Genomic DNA, 12,128 nt, shown 5'->3' with positions numbered 1-12,128 from the left:
TGTCGCAACACCGTTAGCATCTGTCAGTGCTGTACCAGTCGCCGGAGTAAAGCTCCCAAGCGTACTATCACTCAGCTTAAAGGTCACTAATTGCCCGGCAACCACTCCCGTAGCACTGTTGGTGACTGTCGCACTCAATGTGGCAGGTGTCGCTGCCGAGATATTGGCATTTGAAATTGCCAAAGCAATGGTAGTGGTTTCACCACCACCAGCGCCATCACCGGCCATAGTGAAGCCTACTGTGGCGGTGGCACCAGAGGCAATCGACGCCGTAACTGTACCGGCACCTGCAACATCAGCAGAGGCCAAGGTCACTGTAGCAACACCGTTAGCATCAGTCAGTGCGGTACCAATAGCCGGAACAAATGTCCCAAGCGCACTATCATTTAGCGTAAATGTCACCAATTCACCAGCAATTGCTCCTGTCAGTGAATTTTTGACAGTAGCCGTTAATGTCGCTGGTGTGTCTGCGGCTATATTGCTGTTTGAGATGCTTAACGTAACTGAAGTTGTTCCGGTTGGCGGGGTAGTACTACCACCAGTGGAATCGGAAAGTGCACTGCCGCCCCCGCCACAGCCACTTACCATAAAACCTAAAATTAACGCCCAAAAAAACTTAACCGCTGACTTCATTGTCAGCCTCCTTGTCATATATTTGAACTTAAATATTTTTATATGCGTTACAGCTTAAAATAAACATTATATTCACACAATGATTTCATTTTTATCATTTCATGGACATGTATTTACTTTCAATATCTATGGTCCAATATTCCCTGAATTGCGCTTTCTTGATAGGCTTAGGGCGCCAAGAATAAAATCTATAAATTTACAGGAATAATTATGGCGTTTATGAAGAGGAAGATAGGGCTAACCGGCAAAATCTTAATTGCCATGGTGCTCGGTGTTGTCGTAGGTCTAATTCTGCGCAATGCGTTTCCTGACAGTCAGTTTGTCAAGGAATACATCACAGATGGTGTACTTAATGTTATTGGAACGATTTTTATTAACTGTCTGAAGATGCTGGTTGTACCCTTGGTCTTTATCTCACTGGTATGTGGTACCAGTTCGCTCAGCGAACCTTCAAAATTAGGTCGTCTGGGCGGTAAGACCCTAGCATTTTATCTGTTCACTACTGCGGTTGCTTTAGTTGTGGCGATCTTTATCGCCGTCATTATCCATCCAGGCAGCAATACGCTTTCCACGGCGAATTTGGCCTATGATGCCAAAGAAGCGCCAAGCTTAGCCCAGGTGATTATCAGCATCGTACCCACAAACCCTATAAAAGCGATGACTGACGGCAACATGTTACAGATCATTATCTTCGCAGTGATTTTTGGCTTTGCCGTGTCACATGTAGGAGACAAAGGCCGTCGGGTAGCGGCAGTATTTGAAGATCTCAATGAAGTTATCATGCGCGTTGTGACGCTGGTAATGTATCTGGCGCCTTTGGGCGTATTTGCTTTGATGGGTAAGTTGGCACTAACACTGGGGCTTGAAACCTTTGGCGATGTCGTTAAGTACTTTGGCGTCGTTATCGGTGTATTGCTGTTCCACGGATTTGTAGTGTATCCAATGCTACTGAAACTGTTCACAGGCCTAAATCCACTGATTTTTATCCGCAAGATGCGTGATGCCCAGCTGTTTGCCTTCAGTACAGCCAGTTCAAATGCCACCCTACCCGTCAATATGGAAACAGCAGAACACCGACTAGGCGTCGATAACCGCGTAGCATCTTTTACGCTGCCACTCGGTGCCACAGTCAATATGGATGGCACCGCCATCATGCAAGGGGTTGCGACTGTATTTATCGCGCAAGTCTATGGTATCCATCTTTCTATCCAAGACTATTTTTCAGTTGTCGTTACCGCAACGTTAGCATCGATCGGAACCGCTGGGGTGCCGGGTGTTGGTCTGGTAATGCTGGCAATGGTGTTAAAACAGGTTGGACTTCCAGTTGAAGGTATTGCACTAATTCTGGGGGTAGACCGTCTATTGGATATGGTGCGCACCGCAGTAAACATTACCGGTGACAGTGTCGCCACATTGATTGTTGCTAAGAGTGAAAAAGCTTTTGATTCAGAGATATATCATGATCCTGAAGCAGGAAAGCTGCGTAATTTCGTCCCCAAAACTGAAGCTGAGTAGTCAGCTAGGTTGAAAAAAGGCGCCTAAGGCGCCTTTTTTCATTATCACAGTTACCGTTCCCAGTAAGCTTCTTCCAGACTATCTTCCCTTTCCGGTAATCCTCTGGATAAGCGAGGACTATTCTGCGCAAGGACTTCATAAGCCACACGATTAGCATATTTGCATATCTGCGAAAAAGAGGAGTAACACAGTCCGCCACGCTTATGTTTGATAGATCCAGGAACCCGCGCTTTGTGATAATAATTCGCTGCCAAATCATGCAACAGCGCGGCAAGTGCGCCATCTCCAGCACCATTAGTGTTGAGGATCTTATCCGGTCCGCCCATGTAAGGAGAAATATGAGCGAAAACCTTAATCGGATTATCGCAATCACGTTTACGTTTGGGACGGGAAAATTCATACCGGTTAAATTCGGGAATACTGCCTGGGAGCAACAAATGAGCAGTTTCGCGTTTTTCAGCTTCGTCTGCATAGCCCGCTGTATATAATCCAGTAGCACCAGCAGTAGTCAACACCATATCACACCACTCCAGTGCTTTTTCCGAAGCCAACAGCGGATCGTCAAAGCCGGTCAACGCAGCACCTTCGTCCTCGTTCATCGCCAGTACCGTTATATGTTCACGGATAAAATCTTGCCAGAACTGCGGATCTTCCTCTATCAAAAAGCGGGTGCCAAGCGTCAGGACTACTGGGACATCTGCAGCCTTAGCATATGCAATTGCCTGCATTGCTGCCTCGCCGATACCGTCTTCTTTATTTGCACGCATCAGATACGCTGTTAACACCAGTGCAGCTCCGCCCTGTATTAATGGCTTACTGATGTGTTCTGGCGTGAGCTTATCCATAGCCCCTTTACTGATGGCAAATGTCCTTTCGCCTTCAGCAGATATCAGTGTAAAGCAGCGCCCAATAGGGCCATTAACTGGCTGCAAATAATCTAAATCGACTTTTGACGAGGTGTGGCACAGATAACGATAGGCATAACTTCCGACTTCAATCTGTTTGCTCATCACGCCAAATAACACTGAGCGATCATCTGCCAACACAGAGTAGTTGTGTACTGTGTTACCGATAGTCCCGCCAGCAAATTCTCCAGTAATCAACTGTTGTTGCTGTAATTGCTGATACAAACGCTGCGCCGCAATATCATCAATTAACGTAGAGTTTCCTTTGGGCAAACCATAGTCCGCCAGCAACTGATCGTCTATCTGCGCTTCAATATCCACCAGCGTCTGATCGATCCCACAAATCCAGGTGTTAACCGGCAATGGTTGAGTCGTCAATTGGGCCAATAGTGGATCGCGATTTTTAACCGGGAAGTAGTGTTTGGATTTTCGTTGTCCTGGAAACTTCATGGTAACTCTCTGTTTTCAGCGAGAAGAACAAAATAAAACTGCCGCGTATTAGCGGCAGCTGAATTGCGTTGAATTTTACCACATCACTGGAGACTCTCCAGCGCTGTTATCGCCAATTTTCTGTGTGAGAAACCACTAAATCCGCCAGGAATGCCATATGTTGCTCACTGTCGTTAAGACAGGAGACAAAACGATATTGTTCACCACCGGCATGCAGAAAGGTCTCTTTGCCACCTTGCGCTATTTCTTCCAGCGTCTCCAAACAATCAGCCGCAAATGCCGGGCTGATAATATCCACGGATTTAACGCCATTAGCCGGTAAGCTAGCAAGCAATTCGTCCGTATAGGGTGTCAGCCAAGGCTCCTTACCAAATCGAGACTGGAAACATACTTGCCACTCAACTGCTGACAGTGCCAAATGCTTGGCCACCAGCGCGGCAGTCTGCAGACACTGACTTTTATAGGGATCGCCTTCATTAATGTATCGCTCTGGTACCCCGTGAAATGAAAACAGCAGTTTGTCAGCCTTACCATACTGTTGCCAGTGATTGCGGATACTATCTGCCAATGCGGCAATGTATCCATTGCGATCGTGATAATCTTTTACGAAGCGCAGTTCTGGAATATTTCGACGAGGTTTCAATGCGGCTGCCACTCCGTCAAAAACGCTGGCAACGGTAGAGCAAGAATATTGAGGGTATAACGGCAGCACCAACACTTTATCGACGCCGGCACGTTGTAGCTCGTCCAGACCATCAGCAAGCGAAGGACTGCCGTAACTCATGCCCAAAGCAACCGGAACAGACACCCCGAGTCGGGAAGCCAACTGGTTGGTTAATGCTAGCTGTTGACGTTTACTGATCACCATCAAAGGAGATCCCTCTTGCCACCAGATAGACTGATAGAGTTTAGCTACTTTTGCCGGGCGAATATTCAAAATAATGCCCTGCAGAATAGGTTGCCATTTCCAGGCGGGCAGATCGACAACTCGCGGATCGCTCAGAAACTGTTTTAGAAAGGCGCGGACGGCTTCTTTGGTAGGTGCGGTAGGCGTCCCTAAGTTAACCAGCAAAACTCCAAAAGGCGGATGACTGTGTGACACGGCAGATTTCCGATTGAAATAACATGGCGTCAAGGTAACACCGCTGAAAACATAAAAAAAGTCCGCAATGGCGGACTTTTTCCAATTATGAGAATCGGGTTTACCGATAGCTTATGCGAGAGCCTTTTCAAGTGCAGCACTGACGGCGGCTACGCTCTGAGTTCCGTCGAATTTACTGTACTTGGTTTCGCCTTTCGCGGCCATAGCACTGTAATAACTCACTAATGGTTCAGTCTGCTCATGATAGATTGCTAAACGTTTGCGTACGGTGGCTTCTTCATCATCCGGACGGATCATCAGCTCTTCGCCAGTCACATCGTCTTTGCCTGATTCCTTAGGTGGATTGAAGACTACATGGTAAACACGACCAGAACCTGGATGTACGCGACGGCCGCTCATACGTTTTACAATCTCTTCATCTGGCACATCAATTTCAATCACATGATCGATTTTGATACCGTTACTTACCATCGCATCTGCCTGAGGAATGGTACGAGGGAAACCATCCAGCAAAAAGCCTTTAGCACAGTCATCCTGAGCAATACGTTCTTTCACCAGTTCAATGATCAGATCGTCAGATACCAGTTGTCCAGCATCCATCACCTTCTTGGCTTCCAGTCCCAACGGGGTACCAGCTTTAACAGCAGCACGCAACATGTCGCCGGTAGAGATCTGTGGAATACCATATTTTTCCATGATGAACTGAGCCTGGGTACCTTTACCGGCACCAGGGGCGCCCAATAGGATAATGCGCATATTAAGATTCCTCTGTTCGCATCTGTAATTCTTGTCAGGGCGGGAATCTTCGCATAAATGCACACGGTTGAGAAGGTTTTTGGTTTCGACCTTCGCCGTAGGAATGTAAGAAAAAGTTGGCAAATTCAATCAATAATTTATTGAGTTATTGGAGGAATTTGCCGTAATTATCGATTAATACAATAAGCTGTATAACTTGCGTCGATATTGACTGGCGAGGGCATTACCCTGCCCCAAGGCTGATAATAAGGTGAGCAGTTGTTGTTTAACGGCACCGTTCCCCAACGTTAAATCGCGCGACAAAGGTGTAAATAGCAATTCCAATGCTTCTTCATCGCGGTGGGCCTGATGCAGTGCTGTTGCGAGCTTTTGCAATGTCTCAACATCCTCTGGCTGCGCATCTAACTGTTGTTGTAACGCACGAATTTCAGGTGTATCAGCCGCCTTTTCTGCAAGATCGAGCTGTGAAACTAAAGAGTTATAATAACCATCCTGATCCGCCAATTTAATGGTCGCCAACAGGGTTTTAGCGGTCGCCAAATCACCCGTTAGCAGGCATGCTTCAGCATAAGGCAAAGCCACAAGAGCCGAGTCCTCTTCTGCATAAGCGTCTTTCAGTAATGCCAAGGCTGCATTCGCATCCCCCTTTTGCAACTGAGCCTTAGCCTCATTCAATTTCAATTCCCAGGCTGCAGGCAGATGTTTTTGCAAAATAGCGAGGATCTGTTCCCGACTCTGTACGCCAGCAAAGCCATCTACGGGTTGTCCTTGGCTTAGCAGCAAAGTGGTTGGCAAGCTACGAATTTGGAAATAAGAAGCTAACTCCAACTGCGTTTCACAGTTAACAGAGGCCAACTGCAGTTGCCCCCGGAAAGTCGCACAGAGCTGCTCCATGGTCTGCAGCAACGCTGTACTTTCCGGCATCTGCTCGGCCCAGAAGACCAGCGCCACCAGTTGCTGCTTGGAAAGCTCCACCACTTGTTGAATATTGTCGCGAGTAAGTTCCATAGTGGTTTCCATCGTTATTCCCGGGAACAGGTCCGCAGGTAATGATTCATTAAATAATTACGTTTTACACGTCAGGATTAATAAGAAGGGGCCGCAAATGGCCCCTTTCTATCGGCCTACTTCAGGCCATCTAGCAACATTTTGTTGACCAATCCAACAAAGGAGGACGGATCTGACAAGCTACCTTTTTCTGACAGCAGCGACTGTTGCAATAATAAATTACTCCAGTCTGCAAAACGACTTTCGTCCTGCTCATCATCCAGGCGTTTTACCAATGGATGTGCCGGATTAATCTCAAAGATCGGCTTCACTTCTGGAACCGGTTGACCTGCGGCCTGCATCAACTTAATCATTTGAGTCGACATTTCACCTTCGCCGACAACGACGCAGGCGGGAGTATCCGTCAGACGAGTGGTGATCCGCACGTCACTGACCTTATCCCCCAACGCATCCTTGATCCGCTTCACCAGTCCTTCTGATTCGGTGACCAGTTTTTCCTTTTCGGCTTTCTCTTCGGCATCTTCCAAATCGCCTAAGTCCAGATCGCCGCGAGTCACAGAATGCAATTGCTTATCTTTGTATTCGTTGAGATGGCTAATTAACCATTCATCAATACGATCAGATAATAGCAATACTTCCACATCTTTCTTACGTAACTGTTCCAGATGCGGGCTGTGAGCAGCTGCTTCATAGCTGTCAGCAACTATGTAGTAGATGTTCTTTTGCCCTTCTTTCATGCGTTCGATGTAGGCATCCAGTGATACATTCTGAGTCGCATTGTCATTGTGAGTTGAAGCAAAGCGCAACAGACCGGCAATACGTTCTTTATTGCTCCAGTCCTCTGCCGGACCTTCTTTTAATACCTGACCAAACTCGGTCCAGAATTGCTGGTATTTTTCGGCATCATCCTGTGCCAATTTTTCCAGCATGCTCAGTACACGTTTGGTTAAGGCACTACGCAGCGCCTGAGTCACTTTATTATCCTGCAATATTTCGCGGGAAACGTTCAGTGGCAAATCATTGGAATCAATCAAGCCCTTCACAAAACGCAGGTAAGATGGCATGAACTGCTCTGCATCATCCATGATGAATACGCGCTGTACGAACAACTTCAGACCATGTTTGTAATCGCGATTCCACAGATCCCAAGGCGCTTTGGATGGGATATACAGCAGACTGGTGTATTCCTGTTTACCTTCTACCCGGTTGTGACTCCACAGCAGCGGATCGCTAAAATCATGAGAAATATGCTTGTAGAACTCTTGATACTCTTCATCAGAGATATCCGCCTTGTTACGGTTCCACAATGCGGTCGCTTTGTTCATTACCTGCCAGTGACCTTCAGTCGCTGGAATTTTTTCACCATCAGGCCCCTCTTTTTCTGGGGTACCTTCCTGCCACATTTCTACCGGAATGGAGATATGGTCTGAATACTTAGTAATGATCGATTTCAGGCGCCAATCATCGGCAAATTCTTTCTCGTCTTCACGCAGATAGAGGGTAATTTCAGTGCCACGGTTTTCTTTAACGATGTTGTCAACGGTAAAGCTACCTTCGCCATTAGATTCCCACAGCACAGCCTCTTCCGGCTTAGCACCTGCGGCACGGGTGCGTACAGTCACTTTATCTGCCACGATAAAGGCAGAATAAAAGCCAACACCAAACTGGCCGATGAGCTGTGAATCTTTGGCCGCATCACCAGACAGATTTTTGAAAAATTCCGCAGTGCCTGATTTGGCAATGGTACCGAGGTGTTCAATCACACCCTCACGGGTCATACCAATACCGTTATCATCAATAGTCACTGTGCCTTTGTCTTTATCGGTGGTGATGCGTACTCGCAATTCACCATCGCCTTCGTACAGTGAATCATTTGTCAGAGCCAGATAACGCAGCTTATCAGCGGCATCGGCGGCATTTGACACCAGTTCACGCAAGAAAATCTCTTTGTTGGAGTACAAAGAGTGGATCATCAAATGCAAAAGCTGCTTCACTTCAGCTTGAAAACCAAGAGTTTCTTGTTGTGACATGAATAGTTCCTTCGTTTATCGCTAACTAATGGTTAAAACACACCAAATTGGACTGTTAGTTAAAGTGGGGGCCATGAATATTTTTTCAAGGGCTCAGTAATAAAAAGCGAGCACTGAAAAAAATATAGCCCCGCGGGTGCAGGGCTACATTGGCAAACTTGGATAAACAAAATTACAGCGGCAGACGACCGTTAAATGACAACGCCAATGTCGTGCTATCAACATATTCTAATTCACCACCCACCGGCACACCGTGAGCGATACGACTGACTTTGACCTGGTAGCGGTGAGCGATGTCGGCGATGAAATGTGCGGTAGCATCTCCTTCAACGGTGGGATTGGTTGCTAGGATCAGTTCATTGATTTGGCCGCTGGAGAGGTGTTGTTCCAGTAGCGCCAGGCCTAATTCATCAGGGCCAATACCGTCTAATGGTGACAGGTGTCCCAGCAGAACAAAGTAACGACCACTGTAATGGCCACCGGCTTCAATTGCCAAAACGTCGGCAGGCGTTTCTACCACACAAATAGTGTCAGCATGCCCACGTCTGGCACTACCACAAATCGGACACAATGACTCTTCAGTGAAGGTGCGACATGACTGGCAATGGCCAACCTCTTTCATCGCTTTATCCAGCGCATCTGCCAATTGCAGACCGGATTTACGATCCCGCTCCAACAACTGAAATGCCATCCGCTGTGCCGACTTGGGGCCAACGCCCGGTAAGCAGCGCAATGACTGGATAAGCTCGTCCACCAATGGACTGAATTTCATCGTCTAATCCACATTTCTGATCAGAATGGCAGTTTCATGCCTGGAGGTAATTGCATACCGCCAGTGACCTGAGCCATTTTCTCTTTCTGATTTTCTTCAACGCGACGAGCAGCATCGTTACAAGCGGCAGCGATAAGATCTTCCAACATCTCTTTATCATCTTCCAGCAGACTTGGGTCGATTTCGACCTTGCGTACGCTGTGATTACCGGTCATTGTCACTTTTACCAGTCCGGCGCCTGACTCACCAGTAACTTCCATGCGGGCAATCTCTTCCTGCACTTTTGCCATACGTTCTTGCATCATCTGGGCCTGCTTCATCAGATTGCCCATTCCACCTTTTCCAAACATAACGTTATCTCTTCAATTAACAGTGAGTGACAGGTTAAAGTCCGCTGATCTTACCCAAATATTCGTGCTTGGCAATCCATAGCTTGGCACAAACCGAGTTGCATCACTGCGGCAGCTGTCCATCAGGAATTAAGGCGGTTTTATGCGCCAATTGTTCTGGGTTATAGCTGAGGGAGTCAGGCACAAGGTCTGCTCCCATATGTTGTTTTAACCAACGCACATTTGCGTCAGCCATCAGTTTCTGTTCAGCATCGGCTAACAATTCATTTTTGAAACGCTGGCGGATCTCTTGCGGGGTTTCTCTTGTGGAGTCAGAACCGACACTAAACTCTACTGTTAATGGGCGTTGTAATGCTTCAGCTAGCGCCTCCTGTAACTGCGAGATAGCCGCTACTGCCGCTAAATGCTTCTGATCCGGCTTAAGTACCAACGTACATTTTTCAGTGAGAGACAGACACACGGAATTTGCCGCCAATTGCCTGACTCGTCCACGAATAGGCATCGCCGACACTAACTTATACCAAGCTAAATCGGCTGGATTTCCTGAAGGTGCCGCCATTGCAGTCACCGCTACCGGCTTATCCGCTGCAGTCACGTCGATATTGGAGTTAACAGTTGCATCGCTACTCGATATCGTCGCCGCTGACATGGTCGCGTCTAGAGGGTCAGCATTTTCGATAGCCTCAGCGGTTAATAGTGCTGACGGCCCCAGAGTTTGGTCCGACTCAACCTCAGTGGACTGTGCTAGCCAATCACTATAAACATCGCCATTATCATCTTCACCCGCCTCATCAACAGCACACGATGAGGCTTCTACGGATAAACTATCATTGCTAGCCGCCATTTCATTAGCGGAAGCAATTTCCTTTACAGAACTTTCAGCGTTTTTTTTTGAGGGGTTATTTTGGTGATGTTCCGAGATAACGACTGGCGCTTCATCGTTCGCCAGCGCATCAATGTCTTGTAATAACAAATCGCGCGTCGCCAATACCTGATCCAGCACATCGTCGCCAAACAGCGGTTCACTAACAGCTGCGGATAATGCCGATTCGTTATCGTCGGTTGATGACGCTTCAACATCTACAGACATTTCTGTCGCAAACATATCCGTGGTCAATTCATCCTTAAACGGCGGCTCATCGTCTGACAAGTCAACAGCACTATCTGACATGATATCTGCCACCGATGGCTCTGCCTGATAGCGATGTCCCATGCTTTCTGCCTGGGATAAAATCAGCGATTGTTCAGCGGCAAAAGCATCGTCGTTCTCGTCATCATCGTCTATAACTTCCGCGACTTCTGCTGCAGGATCATTGATAGCCGAAACAGAAGATGCCGCTGCTGCTAATGCTGAGGTTTCAGCGAGTTCATTGTTTGGAATGGACGATAGGACCGGCTCCAATTGCCGAACCGGTTGTGAAACTGGTATCGATGTCACTGCAGCGGGCGTCGTCATAGTGACAGTGGCTTTAGTACCTACTTCACCCCACCGTTTAGGCGAAGTTTCTGGCACGAATGCAACCGCTCGTAATAATGCCATCTCCAAACCCGATTTAGGATCTGGAGCAAATGGCAAGTCTTTACGTCCTTGCAGCAATAATTGATAGTAAAGTTGAACCTGTTCTGCTGACAGTTGCTGAGCAAACTCCTGGATCTGTGTTGCATATAGCGACAGCTGTGCCGCCGCTGGCGCAAATTGTGTGAGGGTGATCTGATGCAACAGTTCCAGCAGACTGCGTAGCACTTCATTGGCATCAGCACCAAAAGCCAAAATACGTTCAGCTTCCTGCATCAAGGGGGCGATATCCGCGTTTATCAATGCTTGCAATAATGAGACGACCTGACGTTCGTCAATGGCCCCCAACATAGTCTGCACTTGCTGCAGTTTTATTTGTCCGGCACCAAAGGCTATTGCCTGGTCGGTCAGACTGAGTGCGTCACGCATACTGCCGTTAGCGGCCTTGGCCAACAATGTCAGCGCTTGCGCCTCAAACGGCAAAGCTTCAGCTGTCACAATATGCTGCAGCTGCTTGGCGATTTCGTCCTGGGTCAGGCTCTTCAAATTGAATTGCAGACAGCGTGACAACACGGTGACGGGAAGTTTCTGAGGATCTGTGGTTGCCAGCAAAAACTTAACGTGCTCTGGCGGCTCTTCAAGCGTTTTCAGCAATGCATTAAAACTGCTGCGCGACAGCATATGTACTTCGTCAATGAGGTACACCTTGAAACGACCACGAGTGGGACGATACTGAACGTTATCCAATAATTCCCGGGTATCATCGACTTTTGTTCGTGAAGCCGCATCCACCTCAATCAGGTCAACAAAACGTCCCTGAGAGATTTCCTGACACGCACTACATTTACCACAAGGAGTTGCAGTGATGCCTTGCTCACAGTTAAGCCCTTTTGCAAATAAACGTGCCAGACTGGTTTTACCCACACCGCGGGTACCAGTAAAAAGATAGGCATGATGCAGTCGTTGCTGATTCAGCGCGTTAACAAGGGCGTGCAGGACATGTGACTGCCCTACGACTTGTTCAAAACTGGCAGGTCGCCACTTACGGGCTAACACCTGATAGGACATGAAACTCCCCAGAATAGATTGAT

9 protein-coding genes are annotated in these 12,128 nt (G+C 47.6%); 1 reads left to right on the top strand and 8 read right to left on the bottom strand.

The features are described 5' to 3' along the window. The first annotated feature begins 843 nt into the window (after window positions 1-843). Entirely contained in the window at window positions 844-2,148 is a 1,305-nt protein-coding gene (locus KDN34_RS06290; RefSeq protein ID WP_212596045.1) for a dicarboxylate/amino acid:cation symporter, read from the top strand. 50 nt (window positions 2,149-2,198) lie between these two features. On the opposite strand, the gene KDN34_RS06285 is transcribed toward KDN34_RS06290, so the two are convergent. The 8 genes from KDN34_RS06285 to dnaX all read right to left on the bottom strand — a co-directional run bounded on the left by KDN34_RS06285 (window position 2,199) and on the right by dnaX (window position 12,105). After that, complete coding sequence (locus KDN34_RS06285) at window positions 2,199-3,503, bottom strand: inosine/guanosine kinase (RefSeq protein WP_212596044.1); 1,305 nt, start codon at window positions 3,501-3,503, stop codon at window positions 2,199-2,201. A 106-nt stretch (window positions 3,504-3,609) separates the two neighbouring features. Beyond that, window positions 3,610-4,605 carry a ferrochelatase gene (hemH, locus tag KDN34_RS06280; protein WP_212596043.1) on the bottom strand — a complete coding sequence of 332 codons (996 nt, stop codon included), beginning with the start codon at window positions 4,603-4,605 and terminating at the stop codon, window positions 3,610-3,612. A 111-nt stretch (window positions 4,606-4,716) separates the two neighbouring features. Continuing rightward, window positions 4,717-5,361 carry an adenylate kinase gene (gene adk / locus KDN34_RS06275; RefSeq protein WP_212596042.1) on the bottom strand — a complete coding sequence of 215 codons (645 nt, stop codon included), beginning with the start codon at window positions 5,359-5,361 and terminating at the stop codon, window positions 4,717-4,719. A 174-nt stretch (window positions 5,362-5,535) separates the two neighbouring features. Beyond that, entirely contained in the window at window positions 5,536-6,381 is an 846-nt protein-coding gene (locus KDN34_RS06270) for a co-chaperone YbbN (protein ID WP_212596041.1), read from the bottom strand. Window positions 6,382-6,485: 104 nt separating this feature from the next. Beyond that, window positions 6,486-8,399 (bottom strand): molecular chaperone HtpG, encoded by a 1,914-nt coding sequence (gene htpG / locus KDN34_RS06265; protein ID WP_212596040.1) that lies wholly within the window; start codon window positions 8,397-8,399, stop codon window positions 6,486-6,488. Window positions 8,400-8,571: 172 nt separating this feature from the next. After that, window positions 8,572-9,171 carry a recombination mediator RecR gene (gene recR, locus KDN34_RS06260; RefSeq protein ID WP_212596039.1) on the bottom strand — a complete coding sequence of 200 codons (600 nt, stop codon included), beginning with the start codon at window positions 9,169-9,171 and terminating at the stop codon, window positions 8,572-8,574. 20 nt (window positions 9,172-9,191) lie between these two features. Next, the gene (locus KDN34_RS06255) at window positions 9,192-9,521 is read right to left on the bottom strand and encodes a YbaB/EbfC family nucleoid-associated protein (protein ID WP_212596038.1); all 330 of its coding nucleotides are present in this window, start codon (window positions 9,519-9,521) and stop codon (window positions 9,192-9,194) included. 103 nt (window positions 9,522-9,624) lie between these two features. Then, window positions 9,625-12,105, bottom strand: a complete 2,481-nt coding sequence (dnaX, locus tag KDN34_RS06250) for a DNA polymerase III subunit gamma/tau (RefSeq protein ID WP_212596037.1) — start codon at window positions 12,103-12,105, stop codon at window positions 9,625-9,627. Between the last annotated feature and the right edge of the window lie 23 nt (window positions 12,106-12,128).

Origin of the sequence: Shewanella yunxiaonensis (assembly GCF_018223345.1) — a bacterium.
Taxonomy (GTDB): Bacteria; Pseudomonadota; Gammaproteobacteria; order Enterobacterales; family Shewanellaceae; genus Shewanella; species Shewanella yunxiaonensis.
Note: the sequence above shows the minus strand (reverse complement) of the source record. Positions and strands in the feature narration are given on the sequence as shown.